At 65.8% G+C, this 17,158-nt stretch carries 19 protein-coding genes; 13 read left to right on the plus strand and 6 right to left on the minus strand.

The features are described from left to right. Nucleotides 1-39: 39 nt before the first annotated feature. The 7 genes from ACSAGD_RS04875 (at nt 40) to ACSAGD_RS04905 (ending at nt 4,927) form a co-directional block, all read left to right on the plus strand. Nucleotides 40-480 (plus strand): hypothetical protein, encoded by a 441-nt coding sequence (locus ACSAGD_RS04875; RefSeq protein WP_437584608.1) that lies wholly within the window; start codon nt 40-42, stop codon nt 478-480. Between the two features lie 10 nt (nt 481-490). Continuing rightward, nucleotides 491-1,183: an AzlC family ABC transporter permease gene (locus ACSAGD_RS04880; protein ID WP_437585105.1), complete on the plus strand. Its 693-nt coding sequence runs from the start codon at nt 491-493 to the stop codon at nt 1,181-1,183. Then, on the plus strand, nt 1,180-1,491 hold the full coding sequence (locus ACSAGD_RS04885; protein ID WP_437584609.1) for an AzlD domain-containing protein: 312 nt from the start codon (nt 1,180-1,182) through the stop codon (nt 1,489-1,491). The genes ACSAGD_RS04880 and ACSAGD_RS04885 overlap by 4 nt, the downstream gene beginning before the upstream one ends. Nucleotides 1,492-1,538: 47 nt before the next feature. Next, nucleotides 1,539-1,997 carry a DUF6113 family protein gene (locus ACSAGD_RS04890; protein ID WP_437584610.1) on the plus strand — a complete coding sequence of 153 codons (459 nt, stop codon included), beginning with the start codon at nt 1,539-1,541 and terminating at the stop codon, nt 1,995-1,997. 36 nt (nt 1,998-2,033) lie between these two features. Beyond that, nucleotides 2,034-2,357, plus strand: a complete 324-nt coding sequence (gene fdxA / locus ACSAGD_RS04895; protein ID WP_437584611.1) for a ferredoxin — start codon at nt 2,034-2,036, stop codon at nt 2,355-2,357. Nucleotides 2,358-2,361: 4 nt separating this feature from the next. Beyond that, a complete protein-coding gene (gene dapC / locus ACSAGD_RS04900; RefSeq protein ID WP_437584612.1) occupies nt 2,362-3,486 on the plus strand; it encodes a succinyldiaminopimelate transaminase in 1,125 nt (374 codons plus the stop codon). Between the two features lie 133 nt (nt 3,487-3,619). Continuing rightward, nucleotides 3,620-4,927: a citrate synthase gene (locus tag ACSAGD_RS04905; RefSeq protein WP_437584613.1), complete on the plus strand. Its 1,308-nt coding sequence runs from the start codon at nt 3,620-3,622 to the stop codon at nt 4,925-4,927. 90 nt (nt 4,928-5,017) lie between these two features. Here the strand turns inward: ACSAGD_RS04905 and ACSAGD_RS04910 are convergent, their stop codons facing one another. Beyond that, the gene (locus ACSAGD_RS04910) at nt 5,018-7,594 is read right to left on the minus strand and encodes a penicillin acylase family protein (protein WP_437584614.1); all 2,577 of its coding nucleotides are present in this window, start codon (nt 7,592-7,594) and stop codon (nt 5,018-5,020) included. A gap of 45 nt (nt 7,595-7,639) precedes the next feature. Then, on the minus strand, nt 7,640-8,611 hold the full coding sequence (dapD, locus tag ACSAGD_RS04915) for a 2,3,4,5-tetrahydropyridine-2,6-dicarboxylate N-succinyltransferase (RefSeq protein ID WP_437584615.1): 972 nt from the start codon (nt 8,609-8,611) through the stop codon (nt 7,640-7,642). 72 nt (nt 8,612-8,683) lie between these two features. On the opposite strand from dapD, the gene dapE reads away from it, so the two are divergent. The 3 genes from dapE to ACSAGD_RS04930 all read left to right on the plus strand — a co-directional run bounded on the left by dapE (nt 8,684) and on the right by ACSAGD_RS04930 (nt 11,235). Next, nucleotides 8,684-9,766: a succinyl-diaminopimelate desuccinylase gene (gene dapE, locus ACSAGD_RS04920; RefSeq protein ID WP_437584616.1), complete on the plus strand. Its 1,083-nt coding sequence runs from the start codon at nt 8,684-8,686 to the stop codon at nt 9,764-9,766. Between the two features lie 12 nt (nt 9,767-9,778). Further along, nucleotides 9,779-10,978, plus strand: a complete 1,200-nt coding sequence (locus ACSAGD_RS04925; protein WP_437585106.1) for a mannosyltransferase family protein — start codon at nt 9,779-9,781, stop codon at nt 10,976-10,978. An 83-nt stretch (nt 10,979-11,061) separates the two neighbouring features. Next, a complete protein-coding gene (locus ACSAGD_RS04930; RefSeq protein WP_091187546.1) occupies nt 11,062-11,235 on the plus strand; it encodes a DUF3117 domain-containing protein in 174 nt (57 codons plus the stop codon). 60 nt (nt 11,236-11,295) lie between these two features. On the opposite strand, the gene ACSAGD_RS04935 is transcribed toward ACSAGD_RS04930, so the two are convergent. Beyond that, nucleotides 11,296-11,925, minus strand: a complete 630-nt coding sequence (locus tag ACSAGD_RS04935; protein ID WP_437584617.1) for an O-methyltransferase — start codon at nt 11,923-11,925, stop codon at nt 11,296-11,298. 83 nt (nt 11,926-12,008) lie between these two features. Between ACSAGD_RS04935 and ACSAGD_RS04940 the strand changes: the two genes are divergently transcribed. After that, nucleotides 12,009-12,383 (plus strand): Sec-independent protein translocase TatB, encoded by a 375-nt coding sequence (locus ACSAGD_RS04940; RefSeq protein WP_437584618.1) that lies wholly within the window; start codon nt 12,009-12,011, stop codon nt 12,381-12,383. Further along, nucleotides 12,367-13,590, plus strand: coding sequence for an MFS transporter (locus ACSAGD_RS04945; protein WP_437584619.1), 1,224 nt, complete (start codon nt 12,367-12,369; stop codon nt 13,588-13,590). Before ACSAGD_RS04940 ends, ACSAGD_RS04945 begins: the two co-directional genes overlap by 17 nt. An 8-nt stretch (nt 13,591-13,598) precedes the next feature. Here ACSAGD_RS04945 and ACSAGD_RS04950 read toward each other — a convergent pair whose 3' ends face one another. From ACSAGD_RS04950 to ACSAGD_RS04960, 3 genes are read right to left on the minus strand one after another with little or no spacing between them, the layout of a single operon-like run. Continuing rightward, nucleotides 13,599-14,768 carry a P-loop NTPase gene (locus ACSAGD_RS04950; protein ID WP_437584620.1) on the minus strand — a complete coding sequence of 390 codons (1,170 nt, stop codon included), beginning with the start codon at nt 14,766-14,768 and terminating at the stop codon, nt 13,599-13,601. Then, complete coding sequence (locus ACSAGD_RS04955; protein WP_437584621.1) at nt 14,746-15,273, minus strand: DUF1003 domain-containing protein; 528 nt, start codon at nt 15,271-15,273, stop codon at nt 14,746-14,748. The genes ACSAGD_RS04950 and ACSAGD_RS04955 overlap by 23 nt, the downstream gene beginning before the upstream one ends. After that, nucleotides 15,266-16,543 carry a magnesium transporter MgtE N-terminal domain-containing protein gene (locus tag ACSAGD_RS04960; RefSeq protein ID WP_437584622.1) on the minus strand — a complete coding sequence of 426 codons (1,278 nt, stop codon included), beginning with the start codon at nt 16,541-16,543 and terminating at the stop codon, nt 15,266-15,268. The genes ACSAGD_RS04955 and ACSAGD_RS04960 overlap by 8 nt, the downstream gene beginning before the upstream one ends. A 75-nt stretch (nt 16,544-16,618) precedes the next feature. On the opposite strand from ACSAGD_RS04960, the gene ACSAGD_RS04965 reads away from it, so the two are divergent. Further along, complete coding sequence (locus tag ACSAGD_RS04965) at nt 16,619-17,113, plus strand: general stress protein (protein WP_437584623.1); 495 nt, start codon at nt 16,619-16,621, stop codon at nt 17,111-17,113. Nucleotides 17,114-17,158: the final 45 nt, after the last annotated feature.

Raw genomic sequence — 17,158 nt, forward strand, 5'->3', positions numbered from 1 at the left:
TGTCGGTTTCGGCTCAGCCTCGCGGGTTACGCTGATCCGGTGATTCTCCGTCGTCGCGTCTCCCTCGCGCTCGTCGCCCTGGGAGCTCTCCTCGTGCCCGCGCTTTCCGCGTGCAGTTTCGTCGAGCAGGCCGTGAACCAGAGCGTCCAGGATGTCGTGAAAGAGGCGACCGGTGGCGATGTCGAGCTGACTGACGGCGTGCCTGCGGGGTTCCCCGAGGACTCCGTTCCGCTCGTCGAGGGCGAGGTTCGCGGCGCGACCCAGACGTCAGGCTCGACGACGCACTGGGTCGTGGTGGTCTCGGGAGACGTGTCGGCAGACGCTGCGGAAGAAGCGCTCACCGACGCCGGCTTCACTGTGGAGAGCGAAATGGCTCAGGCGGACCTCGGCAGCATGACGACGCTGACCAGCGATGGGTACAAGGTCACTGTGGTAGGCGCATCGAACAGCGTTTTGTACACCGTGACCCCGCGGAGCTGACGTGGCATCCATGAACGTCTCAGCGGAGAAGTCTGCCTTGAGGCAAGGCCTTGCCGTGGGTGCGGCAACCGCGGCGTACGGCGTGTCCTTCGGGGCGCTTGCGGTCGCCTCGGGGCTCGACATCTGGCAGACGTGCCTGCTCAGCATCCTCATGTTCACCGGGGGCTCGCAATTCGCCCTCGTGGGCGTGCTCGCCTCCGGGGGAGCAGCATCGGGCGGCGCCGCAATTGCCAGCGCCGCGCTGCTCGGCGTGCGCAACACTGCCTACGGGATGCGCATGAAGCCCGTCGTCGGCGGAGGGTTCTTCCGCAGTATCGCCGCTGCGTGGGTGACGATCGACGAGTCGACGGCTGTGTCTCTCGCGCAGCAGGACGCACGGGCCAAGCGCGTCGGGTTCTGGGTCACGGGGCTTGCGGTGTTCGTCGGTTGGAACCTCACGACACTGATCGGCGCCCTCATCGGCGACGTCCTCGGTGACACCAGGGCGTATGGGTTGGATGCCGCGGCAGGCGCGGCGTTCCTCGCACTCCTGTGGCCCCGGCTGAAGCGGCTTCAGCCGGTTGCCGTCGCGTGCGGTGCGGCCATCGTCGCGGGACTCCTGACCCCCGTCGTCGCTCCGGGTCTCCCCGTCATCACGGCTGCGATCGTCGCGATCGTGGTCGGTGTGTTCAACTGGTTCTCCCATGCTGAGGCAGCGTCATGACCCTCTGGCACATCGTTCTCGCGGCATCCATCATCTGCCTCGCTCTCAAACTCCTCGGGTACTCCGTCCCGCCCTCTCTCCTTGAGAAGCCGGTCGTCTCACGCGTCGCCGATCTGATGACGGTCGCGATGCTCTCAGCGCTCATCGTCGTGCAGACATTCGGCGACGGCCAGGCGATCGTCGTTGACGCTCGGCTTCCCGCTCTCGGCGTCGCAGCGCTGCTTCTGGCCGTGCGTGCGCCGTTTCTCGTGGTCGTCGTCGCGGCCGCCGCGGTCGCTGCGCTTCTGCGTTTGGCAGGGATGCCGTGAGCGACGACGTGCGCGAATCCCACAGCTCAGACCGATACGATCTCGGTGTGAGCATGGAACAGCGCGACGATCCTCCCCGTCTGTCCGAGGAGCCCTTCGTCTTCATCGAAGAGCAGCCCTCCGCAGTGTCGCGAGGCGTCACCGCGGCTATCACCTTCGTGCTCGGCGCGGTGTACGGAACCGTCGGCACCGTGACCCACACTCTCACCTTCTCGGTCTTCGGGGCCCCCATTCCACATGGACTCGTCCTCGGGCTCATCGGTCTGCTGGCGCTGCTCGTCGGGTTGCGCCTCGTCGTGTCCGAGAGGCTTCCCGCCGTCACCGCGGGCGTGGCCGCAGTCGCGATGGTCGTGCTGTTCTCCTTCCAGAGCCCCGGCGGTTCGGTGCTGATCACCCAGGGCATCCTCGGGATGATCTGGCTGTTCGGCGTCCCGCTCATCGTCGCGGCCGTTCTCGCGTGGCCTCGGCTGCCCGCTCGGTCACGGAGAGTCACTCCCTCGGCGTAGACTGGCTAGCACCCAGCGAGAAGGAGTTGCAGCACAGTGACATACGTCATCGCTCTTCCGTGCGTGGATGTCAAAGACCGTGCGTGCGTCGATGAGTGCCCCGTCGATTGCATCTACGAGGGCGATCGCATGCTCTACATCCATCCGGACGAATGCGTGGACTGCGGGGCGTGCGAGCCCGTATGCCCGGTCGAGGCGATCTACTACGAAGACGACCTTCCCGACGAATGGGCCGACTACTACAAGGCGAACGTCGAGTTCTTCGACGAGATCGGCTCGCCCGGAGGAGCAGCGAAGGTCGGAGTGATCCACCACGACCACCCGATCGTGGCGGCGCTCCCGCCGCAGACGGCCGAGTAGCCGCATGGCAATGCAGGAGTTGCCCGAGTATCCGTGGGACACCATGACCCCGTATCGGGAGAAGGCGGCTCGGCATCCTGACGGCGTGGTCGATCTGTCGATCGGCTCGCCGATCGACCCGACCCCCGAGATCGTCCGTCGAGCGCTCAGCGACGCGACGGACGCGCACGGCTATCCGACCACGACAGGCACGCCTGAGCTTCGCCAGGCGATCATCGACTGGTACGCGCGCAGACGGCAGGTTCCCGATCTCGAAGACAAGAACGTTCTGCCGACGATCGGCTCGAAAGAGCTCGTCGCGCTCATGCCGTTCATGCTCGGACTCGGGGAGGGCGACGTCGTCGTCCATCCCCGAGCTGCGTACCCGACCTACGCGATCGGCGCGGCCATGTGCGGCGCCGAGGCTGTGGCCGCAGATGACCCCGCCGAGTGGCCGGAAGCGACACGGCTGATCTGGCTGAACTCGCCTGCGAACCCGGACGGGCGAGTGCACAGCATTGAGCACCTGCGCACGGCGGTTGCCCGCGCGCGCGAGCTCGACGCCGTCATCGTGAACGACGAATGTTACGCCGAACTCGGCTGGGAGGAGCCGTGGGCCACCGAGCCGACGCCCTGCATCATCGATCCGCGCGTGACGGACGGCAATCGACGGAACATCCTCTCGATCTACTCGCTCAGCAAGCAGTCCAGTATGGCGGGCTATCGCGCGGCGTTCGCCGCCGGGTGCGGTGGGGTGATCGCACGACTCACGCGTGTGCGCAAGCACGCGGGTCTCATGGTTCCCGCGCCTCTGCAGCACGCTATGGCGGTTGCTCTGGCTGACGACGCGCACGTCGCCGCGCAGAAGCAGCTCTACCGTCGACGGCGCGACCAGCTCGTTCCCGCGCTTGTCGCCGCCGGCTTCCGCATCGACAGAAGCGAGGCCGGACTCTACTTGTGGGTGACCGAGGATCGCGATGCGTGGGAATCCATCGATCGCCTCGCCGATCTCGGCATCGTTGGGGGACCGGGCCACTTCTACGGGGAGCATTTTCCGAACCACGTACGACTCTCGCTCACTGCGACAGATGAGCGAGTGGATGCCGCCGCAGCACGTCTTCGGGCGGCATCCTCTGGAGGTTCTCTCTGACCACACAGTCGAAGCATTGTCGATTGTGACAGAAGACCTCAGACACGATTAGGCTGTAGTGAGGCCGCGAGCCGCACGACCATGTGCGAGCAGCGCCATCACACAAGCCGTGACAAGCAATGGAGGAGGCGCCGTGGGCGACGTCGGACAGCAGACGAGTGACCCGTCACACAAGGCGACGCTGACCTTTCCCGGAGGGGAAGCAGAACTGCCGATCGTCGAAGCGACGAGCGGAGTGTCGAGTCTCGACGTTTCGACGCTGACGAGGCAGAGCGGCCTGACAGCACTGGACTACGGGTTCGTGAACACCGCGGCGACGAAGTCCCGCATCACGTTCATCGACGGTGACAAGGGAATCCTGCGCTACCGCGGATACCCGATCGACCAGCTCGCCGCGAACTCGACCTACCTCGAGGTGGCGTGGCTGCTCATCCACGGCGAACTGCCGACCGCCGACGAACTCGCCGCGTTCGACGAGCGCGTGCGTCGGCACACCCTGCTCCACGAGGACCTCAAGCACTTCTTCTCGGCGCTTCCGCACACCGCACACCCGATGTCTGTGCTCTCGAGCGCGCTGTCGGCGCTGTCGACCTACTACGAGAACGGCCTCGATCCGAAGGATCCTGAGCACGTCGAGATCACGACGATCCGTCTGCTCGCGAAGCTGCCCGTCATCGCCGCGTACGCTCACAAGAAGTCGATGGGACAGGCATTCCTGTACCCCGACAACAACCTGAGCTTCGTCGACAACTTCCTCCGTCTGAACTTCGGCACCATGGCCGAGGACTACGAGGTCAACCCTGTGCTCTCACAGGCGCTCGAGCGTCTGCTGATTCTGCACGAGGATCACGAGCAGAACGCCTCGACCTCGACCGTGCGCCTCGTCGGCTCGACGGGCGCGAACCTCTACGCGTCGATCTCTGCGGGCATCAACGCGCTGTCCGGTCCGTTGCACGGCGGCGCGAACGAGGCCGTGCTCGACATGCTCGCGCGCATTCAGGAGTCCGGCGAGGGCGTCAAGCGCTTCGTCGAGCGCGTCAAGAACAAGGAAGACGGCGTGAAGCTCATGGGCTTCGGGCACCGGGTCTACAAGAACTACGACCCACGTGCGCGCATCGTCAAGGAGTCCGCGAACGCGGTGCTCGACTCGCTCGGCATCTCCGATCCGATGCTCGACCTCGCGCAGGAGCTGGAGCAGATCGCGCTGGAGGACGACTACTTCAAGGAGCGTCGCCTCTACCCGAACGTGGACTTCTACACGGGTGTCATCTACAAGGCCATGGGCTTCCCGACCCGCATGTTCACGGTGCTGTTCGCGATCGGACGTCTGCCCGGCTGGATCGCCCACTGGCGCGAGATGAGCCTCGATCCTCAGACGAAGATCGGTCGTCCGCACCAGCTGTACATCGGTGAGGGAGAGCGTCAGTACCCTCAGAGCTGACGGGCTCCGAGACGTGCAGCTCGACGGATGAAGCGGGGCGGTGCCACTGGCACCGCCCCGCTTCTGTCGTCCTCTGTGTCACTGAGCGGCTCAGGAGGCCGGCTTCAGCGTGAGCGTGTTCTCCGCGGCATCCTGCCTGGCCTTCTCGGTGTACGCCCACGGCAGCGTCTCGTTGTCTGCCCACAGCGGAGTCTGGTCGACGTAGTTCGGGTGGTAGGCGTGACCCGAGGCACCCGTGAGGTTGATCCACGTGGAGGCGTCGAAATCGGCCAGATCGATCACCTGACGCATGGACGGCACCCAGTTCACCTCATAACCCTCCGCGGCGTCCCAGCCGTTCGCATTCACGACGCTGGAGCCGCCCGAGACGGGGTGGGGGCCGCGGTTGAAGATCATCTCGATCGGCGCGATGCCCGATTCGCCGAGACTCGCATTGCGCACGGTGAGGGAGTGGAGGTCGCCCCACTTCCACGAGTCGGTGTCGTCGCCCATCAGATCGATCGCTTCGAGCCACGCGGAGTCCATCGCACGGGCGAGAGCCTCATCACGCGAGGTGACCTCGGAATCGCTCCACCATGACGAGTGGTTGCGTGGCAGCAGCTCCGACACGATCTGGAACCAGCGCGCACTGCCGTGCGGAGGCGATGACTTCGGCAACTTGGGCGCAAAGACCTCCTCGAGCAGGTTCTTCCAGACGATGTTGAAATACGCGGATGCCGCGCTGTCGACGTCGTCCTGGAAGTCCCAGTCCTCGAGGAGCGCTCGCGCCTGCAGCGCGTGCTCGCCAGGTGCGGCATCGAGAAGGTACGGGACGAGTTCGGCGGCCATCGCGTTGAAGTTGTCGGCCTGGATCTCCGACATGTCGTTCGACGAGATCTTCTTCTCGTCGTCGAGCATCTTCTCGATGCGCTCGGTGATGCGGTCGGCGCGGTAGCCGGCATCCCAGTCCTTCGTGATCATGACGGGGTAGTCCGGGCCGACCGCCGCGTTGTTCGCCGTCACGATGTAGCCCTGCGGCGGGTTGTACACCCGGGGGAGCTTGTCGAAATCGACGTAGCCGCTCCACCTGTTTCCGCTCGTCCAGCCGGGGAGGGGCACAGTGCCGTCGCCAGTCTTGCGGATCGGCACGAGTCCCGGCGCCTGATAGCCGATGTTGCCCTCGGTGTCGGCGTAGATGAGGTTCTGTGAGGGCACGTCGAAGAGCGTCGCGGCTGTGCGGAAGCTATCCCAGTCCGTCGCCGAGTTCATCGCGAAGATGGCGGATGCCGTGTTGCCCGGTTCGAGCGCCGTCCACTGCAGCGACACCGCGTACTTCTGGCCTTCGGGCAGCGAATCGTCCTTTTCATCGCCGTCATCGTCGGTGCCGCTTGCCTCAGCGATCGCGGTGTAATCGTCGGTGAGACCGCTCACGATGGGACCGCGCTCGGTGCTGCGGATCGTGAGCTTCACGTCGTCCCCACCGGCGACCTTGATCGTCTCCGTACGTTCGTCGAGTGGCTCGAGCGCACCGTCGATGAGGTACGTGCCCTCCTCGTCGTTCACACGTTCGATGTAGAGATCAGCCACATCCGGACCGAGGTTGGTGAAGCCCCACGCGATCGACTGGTTGTGGCCGATGATCACCCCCGGCAGCCCCGAGAAGGTGTAGCCCGCAACGTCGAACGGGCAGGACTCAGAGACTGTGGAGCAGTGGAGCCCCATCTGGTACCAGACAGAGGGCATCGCGGGCCCGAGGTGCGGGTCGTTGGCCAGAAGCGGCTTGCCGGTCTCGGTGTGGTCGCCGGAGACCACCCAGGAGTTCGACCCGATGTCGCTGCCTGCCTCGCCGAGCAGATCCGGCAGAGAGCGGAGGAGCGACTTCAGCTGCGTGAGCTCGCCGGTGACAGCATCCGAGGAGAGCGCTTTGGGCGCGGCATCCTGATTCTCATCGTTCTCACCCGTCGAGACCGACTGGACCTTCGGCTCCGTCACGATCGTCGGATGCGTGTCGTACGGGTACTCCGGGTAGAGCATCTCGATCTGCTTCGCACTCAGGCTCGTGGCGAGGATCGCCCGATCGATCTCCTGCTCCAGATTGGAGCGCAGATCCCAGGCCATCGCCTTCAGCCACGCGACGCTGTCCGCCGGAGTCCACGGCTCGACCTCGTAGTCGGGGTTCTGTACGCCGAGCACGGCGTACTCGAGCGAGATGTCCGCACCCGAGTGATCGTCGAGATAGGCGTTCACCCCGTCGGCGTACGCCTCGTAGTACGACGCAGTCGTGTCGTCGAGGGCCTCGACCTCCTTCTCGGCGACGTCGCGCCAGCCGAGCGTCCGAATGAAGGAGTCCGTCCCGACCTGGCTCTCACCGAACATCTCCGACAGGCGACCCGAGGTCACGTGGCGGCGGAAATCCATCTCCCAGAAGCGATCCTGCGCTTGAACGTAGCCCTGCGCGAGAAAAAGATCGTGAGCCGTCTCCGCTGTGATCTGTGGAATCCCGTACTCGTCGCGTGTCACCGTGACCTCTTTCTCGAGGCCCGGGATGTCGATCGTTCCGTCGACCTTCGGGAACGAGCGCTGGACCGTCCAGAACGCGAATCCCGCGGCGATCAGAGCGAGAACGATCAAAGCGACGAGGAACCAGAGGATCACACGCCAGATGCGTCCGGAGAGGGAATGAGCCACGGTGCTCCTTGGATGGTGAGGTGGAGTGGACGAAGAAAGTGGGCGTCAGGCGTGCAAGACGTCATTCAGGTGGATGCTCCCGCCGGAGCGCGGCAGCACTTCGACGGTCCCCGTCAGCGAGTTGCGTCGGAACAGGAGCCCCGGCCGCCCGCTCAGCTCCACAGCCTTGACGTCGTGCGATTGGCCCGTACTCGGGTCGATGACGCGCACCTTCGTGCCGGCGGTGACGTAGAGGCCAGCCTCCACAACGGTGTCGTCCCCGATGGAGATGCCGATGCCGGAGTTCGCACCGAGGAGCGCGCGTTCGCCGATGCTGATGCGCTGCGTTCCGCCGCCAGAGAGCGTGCCCATGATGGACGCGCCTCCGCCGATGTCGCTGCCGTCTCCGACGACGACTCCCTGAGAGATACGGCCCTCCACCATGGACGAGCCGAGGGTTCCCGCGTTGAAGTTGACGAAGCCCTCGTGCATGACGGTCGTGCCCGGCGCGAGGTAAGCACCCAGCCGCACGCGCGACGCGTCCCCGATGCGGACGCGCTCGGGGAAGACGTAGTCGGTGAGACGTGGAAACTTGTCGAGGCTCACGACCTGGATGCCCTGTCGCATGAGCGACGGGCGCATGCGCTCGACGTCGCTCGGCAGCATGGGCCCCGCGTTCGTCCACGCCACGATCGGAAGGTGGGGGAAGATGCCCTCGAGGGAGATGCTGTTCGGCGTGACGAGCAGATGTGAGAGCAGGTGCAGCCTCAGGTATGCGTCGGAGGTGCTCTGAACCGGTGCACTGAGGTCGGCTTCGACCGTCACGACCTCAACCGTCACCGCGCGACGCGGGTCGGGGACCGCGAGCTGCTCGATCTCCGCAGGAACGATCCATCTCTCGCGGTCGGCGGGAATGGCTCCGAGCTCGGGGGAGGGGAACCACGTGTCGAGGACGGTTCCGTCGCTCGCGACGGTAGCCAGACCGTAACCCCACGCGGTGGCCGGAGCGGAGGACGAAGCAGAGCTAGCACTGGTCATGGTGTCCAGGCTACCGAAACGTCGCTTCTCCGGCCGCATCGGGCCGTGCGGCATCCACCATAGACTTGGAACATGCCCCACCCGGTTCTCGACCTGACCGCGTCATCCATCGAGATCACGCGAGCGCTCTGTGACATCCCTTCCGTCTCGGGCGATGAGAAGCAGATCGCGGATGCCGTCGAGCAGGCGCTCTCCGGCCTGACGCATCTCGAGGTCATGCGCGACGGCGACACGATCATCGCGCGCACCGACCGTGGACGCGACAAGCGCGTCGTCCTCGCCGGGCACCTCGACACCGTTCCGATCAAAGACAATCTGCCGACCCGGTTCGAGACGATCGACGGACGCGAGTATCTCTGGGGGCGCGGAACGGTCGACATGAAGGCCGGAGTGGCCGTGCAGCTGAAGCTCGCCGCAGAGCTCGTCGATCCAGCCGTCGACCTCACCTGGGTGTGGTACGACCATGAGGAGGTCGCTGCAGAGCTCAACAGTCTCGGTCGAATCGTGCAGACTCGCCCCGAGCTTTTGGTGGGCGACTTCGCAATTCTCAGCGAGCCGACGTCAGCCCGTGTCGAAGGTGGTTGCAACGGAAGCCTGCGCGTCGAACTTCGCGCGTTCGGCACGCGCGCACACTCCGGGCGTTCCTGGGTGGGCGAGAACGCCATTCATAAGCTCGCACCGGCTCTCGCGGCGCTCGCCGCCTACGAGCCCGCCACGATCGAGGTCGATGGCCTTGCGTATCGTGAAGGCCTGAACGCAGTGGGCATCTCCGGCGGCGTCGCTGGCAACGTGATCCCCGACGAGGGGATGATCCACGTCAACTACCGCTTTGCCCCCGATAAATCCGTCGAGCAGGCGCTCGCGCACGTGCGCGAGATTTTCCCGGACTACGACATCACGGTGGTGGATCGCGCGGAATCTGCTCGTCCCGGTCTGAACGCACCGCTCGCGGCCGACTTCCTCGCAGCGGTCGGCTCCGAGCCTCTGCCGAAGTATGGCTGGACCGATGTCGCGCGCTTCTCTGCACTCGGCGTTCCTGCCGTCAACTACGGGCCTGGCGATGCGCTCAAGGCTCACGCGGACGACGAGCGCTGCGCGACCGACGAGATCACCGCGTGTGAGAACGGCCTTCGCCGCTGGCTCAGCGGAGCGTGACGCTCGGTGAGCATGCGAACGATCCGCGTCCGGTGGAGAGTCGCACCCTGGTGGGCGCAGGCGCTGCTCGTCTACGGAGCCGCACGCATCGTCACGACCGCGATGATGCTCTGGTTCGCCGCTCATCAGGAGCAGAACCCGTGGACGGGGGCGAGCCCCGGCTACGCCGCCTTCGCATCGATCTGGGACGGACGCTGGTACCAGATCGTCGCGCTCGGCGGCTATCCCAGCGAACTACCGCTCACTGACGGCGGGCACGTCGGCGAGAACGCGTGGGCGTTCATGCCCGTGTATCCCGTCCTCGTGCGCATCATCATGGTGCTCACTCACCTGCCGTGGGAGATCGCCGCGCTCGTCGTGTCGATTCCGTGCGGCTTCGGGGCCGCGGTCGTGTTCCACCGGCTGATGAGGCAGGTGCTGGACGAGCGATCCGCGCTGTTCGCGGTCGTGCTGTTCTCCGTCGCACCGGCCTCTCCCGTGCTGCAGGTCGCCTACGCCGAGTCTCTCTATCTGCTGCTTCTGGGCGTCGCGCTGCTCCTCATCATGCGACACCGCTATCTGTCGGCGATTCCAGTGATCGTGGTCATGGCGCTCACACGACCGAGCGGTCTCGCCTTCGCGCTGTTCTTGCTGCTGCACCTCGTGCACCGGTTCTGGGTGCGCGCGCGGCATCCGTTCTCTCTCGCTGAGGCCGTGCGGCTGTGCATCACGGGACTCGTGAGCGCGTTCATGGGCGTTGCGTGGCTGCTCATCGCGTGGGCCGTCACGGGATCACCCACGGCCTACACCGACACAGAGCTCGCGTGGCGTTCCTCGTACGTCGGCTACGGTCCGCTCATCCCCTTCGAACCGTGGATCCAGGGAGCGAACTGGTGGATGCGCCGCTGGCTCGGCATGGACGGCGGCTGGCTGCTCCTCATCGCGCTGCTCGCTTTCGCCGTCTACGGTCTGTTCTTCACCCGCGGAGGCCGAGCCCTCGGCGTCACCCTGCGACTGTGGATCGTGTCGTACGCCGTGTACCTGCTCGCCGTCTTCTTTCCGCAGTCGAGCACGTTCCGCCTGCTTGCGCCGCTGTTTCCCGCGGCGGGTGCCTTCGCGGTGCCGCGCTCGCGGATCTATCGCGTCACCGCGGTTCTCGTGAGCCTCGTCCTGCAGTGGGTGTGGCTCTGGGCGTGCTGGCAGGTGGACGGCTACGACTGGACCCCGCCGTAACAAACACGAGGTTCGCTCGAGCGATTGGCAAGGATTCCGGATTCACGGGATAATGGAAGAACACTGCACGAAAGGGGAGCCGAATGGCAGCAATGAAGCCGAGGACCGGAGATGGGCCTATGGAGGCTGTAAAGGAAGGTCGGCTGATCATTGTCCGTGTGCCGTTGGAAGGGGGCGGACGACTCGTCGTGTCTGTGAACGACGATGAAGCCAAGGAGCTCCACGACGCACTCGCTGGAGTCGTCGCAGCCGGCTGAGACCGGCAAGGCAACGTCGAGGGCGCCCGATCTGCGTGGATCGGGCGCCCTCGACGTGTGTCAGGCCAACTTCGTGAGCTGGAGGAGCCCGTCGCCGACCGGGCTCAGTGCGCTTGCGACGGCGTCGGATGCCGCGACCTCTTCGATCAGCGAGCGGAACGCTACCGTCACGGCATCCCTCTGAGCCGGATCTGCGACGCGGCCCTTGTGCAGCGCGTGGGGAACGAGCACGGTTCCGCCGACACGGACGAGGCGCAGCGCGTGTTCGATGTTCTCGAGGATCTCCTCGGGGTCAGCATCCACCAGCACCAGGTCATACGAGTCTTCGTTCATGCGCGGAAGAACATCACGCGTGCGCCCCGTGATGAGCCGCGTTCGTGCCGGACTGATGCCCGCCTCGACGAAGAAGGAGCGCGCGTGCCCCAGATGCTCGGACTCGGAGTCGATGGTCGTGAGAACACCCTTCGAACGGTTGGAGAGGAGCCAGAGGCCGGACACACCGGCGCCGGTTCCGATCTCCATGATGTTGCGGGCAGAGGATGCCGCGGCGATCAGCGCGATCTGGGACCCCGTCCCGGGCGAGATCGGGCGGATGCCGAGCTCGAGCGACTGGTCCCGAGCCTTCTGGATGGCCCCGGATTCCGCGACGATGTCGTCGGCGTACTTCCAATTCGACTCTTGTATTGACACGGCGGCTCCTGAATCTGCTCGACTGCCAGTGTATGCGGCCTCCCGATGCCGGGAGTTGAGGCGCGACACGGTATTGTGAACTCGTGTTCGGTTTGACGGCAGACAAGATTCTCATCATCGTTGTCATCGCCGTGTTCCTGCTCGGCCCCGAGCGCGTGCCGATGTATGCCTCGAAGCTGGCTCAGCTCGTCAAGAACGTGCGAAATATGGCGCGCGATGCCAAGTCGCGAATGCGCGATGAGATGGGCGAAGACTTCGACGACATCGATTGGCAGAAGCTCGACCCGCGTCAGTACGACCCCCGCCGGATCATCCGCGATGCTCTTCTCGAGGAGGACGAACCGCAGAAGCAGGTTCTCGCCCCTGCGAAGAAGGAGCCACGCGTCGAGACGCGTCAGGAGAGACTGGAGTCCGGGCTGGAGGTCGCTCCGCCTCCGTTCGATGCGGAAGCCACGTAGCACGCGGTACACAGGAGACCCGGCCGAACCGGCGTGGCACGGTCACGCACGGGGAACGGCAGGGTATCGGAAGCTGCTCGCAGCGCTGTTCTTCGCTGGCGTCGCCACGTTCGCGCAGCTGTACTCGCCGCAGGCGGTGCTGCCGCTCATCGCCACCGATCTGAGCGTCAGCGAGTCCACCTCAGCGGTGCTCATCTCCGCTGCGACATTCGGCCTGGCGGTCGGGGTCATCCCGTGGTCGCTCGTGGCCGACCGCATCGGCCGCGTGCGCGCGATGACGATCGCCGTTCTCGGCGCGACGGTGCTCGGCGTCGCCGTGCCGTTCGCATCGAACATGACGCTCATGCTGGGTGGACGCTTTCTCGAGGGCCTGCTGCTCGGGGGAGTACCGGCCGTCGCGGTCGCTTACCTGACGGAGGAGGTCGTGCGCGCGAGCACCGCGCGGGCCGCAGGAGCGTATGTAGCGGGCACGACGATCGGCGGGCTGAGCGGACGCCTCGTCTCCGGCTTCGTCGCCGAATGGAGCGACTGGCGCATCGGCATCCTCACCGTCGCTCTCCTGTGTGGGGCCTGCGCCGTCCTGTTTGCTGTGCTGGCTCCGGCACCGCGCGGTTTCGCGCCAGGTTCGTCCGGACGCGTCGCGGCGCGACTGCGTGAGGCGGTGTCGTCTCTGCGGCTCTGGGCGCTGTACGCCCAGGGGTTCCTGCTCATGGGCGGGTTCGTCGCCCTCTACAACTTCCTCGGCTTTCGGCTCATGGCTGCGCCGTTCGATCTGCCGACCTCGATCGTGAGTCTCATGTTTCTCGCCTACCTCGCGGGGACGTACTCCTCATCGCGCGTCGGCGTGCTCGCGGAGCGCTATGGGCGAGCGCGTGTGCTGATGGGAGGCATCGTCGTGATGGCCATGGGCGCCACCGCGACACTCGCCGAGAGCCTCCCGGTCGTGCTCATCGGCCTCGTCGTCATGACGGCCGGATTCTTCGGCGCGCACGCGATCGCGTCCGGCTGGATCGGCGTGATCGCGACGGGCGGGCGGGCCCAGGCATCCTCGATCTACAACCTCATGTACTACTCGGGATCGAGCCTCTTCGGGTGGCTTGGCGGTGTGTTCCTCGCGAGCGGAGGATGGCTGGGAACCGTCGTGATGATCCTGGGACTGGCCGCCGTCGCCCTGGTGATCGCGGCGGCGGTGCTTCGGCGGCCCTGATGCCTGCCTCAGCGCGGTGAGAGACCGAGCTTTCGGCCAGCCAGTCCGCGCCCGCGACCGACGAGAGCGTCCGAGGCCGCGATGATCGCGCGCGACGCCGCATCATCGGGGTCGGAGAGCACGATCGGCGTGCCCGCGTCGCCTCCTGTGCGGAGCGGAACGCTGAGAGGCACGGATGCCAGAACCGGAACGTTCTCCGCCACGTCGGAGGACAGCCGTCGCGCGACCTCCTCGCCGCCACCTGAGCCGAAGAGATCGAGCACGGTGCCGTCGGGCTGGGGGAGGCCCGCCATGTTCTCGATCACGCCGACGACCTTCTGTCCGGTCTGACGTGCCACGCGCCCTGAACGCTCCGCGACGTCGGCGGCGGCGGGCTGCGGCGTCGTCACGACCACGACCTCGGCATGGGGCAGCAGCTGCCCGACCGAGATCGCGATGTCGCCCGTTCCCGGCGGCAGATCGAGCAGAAGCACGTCGAGATCGCCGAAGTACACATCGGTGAGGAACTGATTGAGGGTGCGGTGCAGCATCGGGCCACGCCACGCGACCGCCGTCTGCTGGTCCTCGATGAACATTCCGATCGAGATGACTTTCACGCCGTGCGCGATCGGCGGCAGGATCATCTCACCCACGCGCGTCGGCGTGATGATGAGAGGCTCACCGTCATCGTCGACTGCACCCTCGACGAGTCCGAGGAGACCGGGAATAGAGAACCCGTGGACATCCGCGTCGATCAGCCCGACTGAGAGACCGCGCTCTGCCATCGCGACCGCGAGGTTCGCGGTGAGCGTCGACTTGCCGACACCGCCCTTGCCGCTCGTGATCGTGAAGACTCGAGTGAGGGAGTCAGGCGTGAACGGCATGGCGCGTTTGGTGCCGCGGAGCCGTTCGATGAGGGCGGTGCGCTCAGCGGGCGTCATGACTCCGACGTTGACGGTGACGGATGCCGCGCCCGGCGCCGACTCTGCGGCGGCGCGAACGTCCGCTTCGATCGCGTTCGCCGCGGGGCATCCCACGATCGTGAGCGTGATATCGACCGTGACGGCGCCGTTCTCGTCGGCCGTGACATCCCTCACCATGTCGAGTTCGGTGATCGGCTTTCTGATCTCGGGGTCGATCACCCGAGCGAGCGCGCTGCGAACCGCAGCGACCAGCTCATCGGGACGGGGATGCGGCATCGTTCTCGTGTGCCTCCTTCGAGTCGTCGAGCTCGTCGAGCAGAGCACGGAGCTCTTGGCGGATGAAGTCCTTCGATGCCATGTCGCGCATGGCCAGCCGGAGAGCGACGACCTCGCGAGCCAGATACTCGGTGTCGGCGAGGTTGCGCTCAGACCGCTGACGGTCCTGCTCGATCTGCACGCGATCGCGGTCGTCCTGGCGGTTCTGAGCGAGCAGGATGAGCGGCGCGGCGTAGGACGCCTGGAGCGAGAGCATGAGCGTCAGTGCGGTGAAGCCCAGAGCGACGGAATCGAAGCGCGCGGGTGCCGGGCCCCAGGTGTTCCAGACCATCCAGGCCGCGCAGAACACCGTGAGCGCGAGGAGAAAACCGGGCGTGCCCATCGCGCGCGCAACCCACTCGGTGAAGCGACCGAACCGATCGCTGTCCGATCTGCGGGCGAACAGGGGAGTCCTCACTCCGCGGGGCGCGTCGAGTCGCTGGTCGTCCTTCGGGGATCTAGCCATGCGACGACCTCCTCACAGTCTCGTCTCTCACGGGTTCGTCGTCGTCCATGCTCCGCCAGTCGTCGGGCAGCAGGTAATCGAGGATGTCGTCAACGGTCACCACCCCGACGAGGCGTCTGGCGTCGTCGACGACGGGGACGGACACCAGATCGTAGCTGGCGAGGATGCGTGTCACCTCAGCGGCCGTGGCCTGCGCGCTCACCGGTTCGAGACTCTGGTCGAGGATCGCGCCCAGCCGCTCGTGCGGTGGGTGGCGCAGCATCCTCTGGTAATGCACCATGCCGAGGAACCGTCCGGTCGGAGGCTCGTACGGCGGAAGGGTGATGCACAGCGCGGCGCCGAGCGCGGGTGGAAGATCGGCCTTCCTGATGAGTGCGAGCCCCTCCGCGACGGTCGAATCGGCCGAGAGGATCACCGGCTCGGTCGTCATAAGGCCACCGGCCGTGTCGGACTCATATTCGAGGAGCATCCTGACATCTTCGGCCTCTTCGGGCTCCATGAGGCCGAGCAGCTGCTCCTGGCGTTCGTCTGGCAGCTGTGACACCAGGTCGGTCGCGTCGTCCGGCTGCATCTGATCGAGAACGGATGCCGCACGCTCATCGTCGATGTGTGCAAGAAGTGACACCTGGTCGTCGACCGGCATCTCCTCGAGGGCATCCGCCAGTCGGCTGTCGCTGAGTTCGGCGGCGACGTCGAGCATGCGGTCCGCGGGCAGCTCGAGGAGAGTGTTCGCGAGGTCGGCGGGCTTGAGATCGGTGAAGCTCGCGACCAGGTGCTCGGCCGACTGCGCCTCGGTGGAGATCTTCTCGCGGATCTCCCGCCACGTGGCAAACGCCGTCGGGCCTTTCGCGAAGAGCGAGCCGCTGGTCTTGGGCCGGCGCACGAAGTACTGGCTGACGCTCCACGCGCCCACGCGCTTCTCATCGATCGCGACATCCTCGATAGTCGCTTCGCCGGAGCCGTCGGTGAACTCGACCTTGCGGCCGAGGATCTCGGCGATCACCCGGATCTCGCCGCCACGCTGCTCGAAGCGGCGCAGATTGATGAGACCGGTCGTGATGACCTGACCGGGGGAGATGGAGGTCACCCGACCGATCGGCACGAAGACGCGGCGTTTGCCGGGAATCTCCACGATCAGGCCGACGACGCGGGGCGGATCGTTCGTGCGGTTCACCACCAGCACGTCGCGAACCTTGCCGACCCGGTCTCCAGCCGGATCGAACACTGTGCAGCCCGCGAGGCGGGCGACGAAGACGCGCGTGGAACTCACATCACTAACTTAGACCGATTGACCGATGGCGGGCATACCCTCCGTCCGCACAGGCGAACATGGGACAATGTCAGCGTGAGCTACCAACAGACTTCCGGCCGCGGTCGCATGGCCTTTCAGGGCATCCCGAAGGGCGACGCTGTCGCGTCGTATGAGACGTACACCGAGGCGCAGCGAGCGGTCGACAAGCTGGCCGCCGCGGAGTTCCCCGTCAAGAAGGTGTCGATCATCGGCAGCGGCCTGACGAGCGTCGAGCGCGTCACAGGCAAGCTCAGCTATGGACGCGCGGCGGGCACCGGTGCGTTCAGCGGTGCCTGGCTCGGACTCTTTTTCGGTCTCGTGCTCGTGCTCATCAATCCCGCAGCCGACATCGTCTTCATCGGCGCGGCGGTGCTCATCGGCGCGGCCTTCGGCATGGTGTTCACGATGTTCAACTACGGCATCAACCGCAAGCGCCGTGACTTCAGCTCTATGGTGCAGATCGTCGCCAGCTCGTACTCGGTCGTGGTCGAGCCAGACGTCGCCAACAAAGCCCGCCACGTTCTGGGCGTCGAACAGCCGCCGCTCTGACAGACTCCTCGTCTGACGCATGCCGCGTCGTGATGACGATGAAGA

Origin of the sequence: Paramicrobacterium salitolerans (genome assembly GCF_051513965.1) — a bacterium.
Classification (GTDB): domain Bacteria; phylum Actinomycetota; class Actinomycetes; order Actinomycetales; family Microbacteriaceae; genus Paramicrobacterium.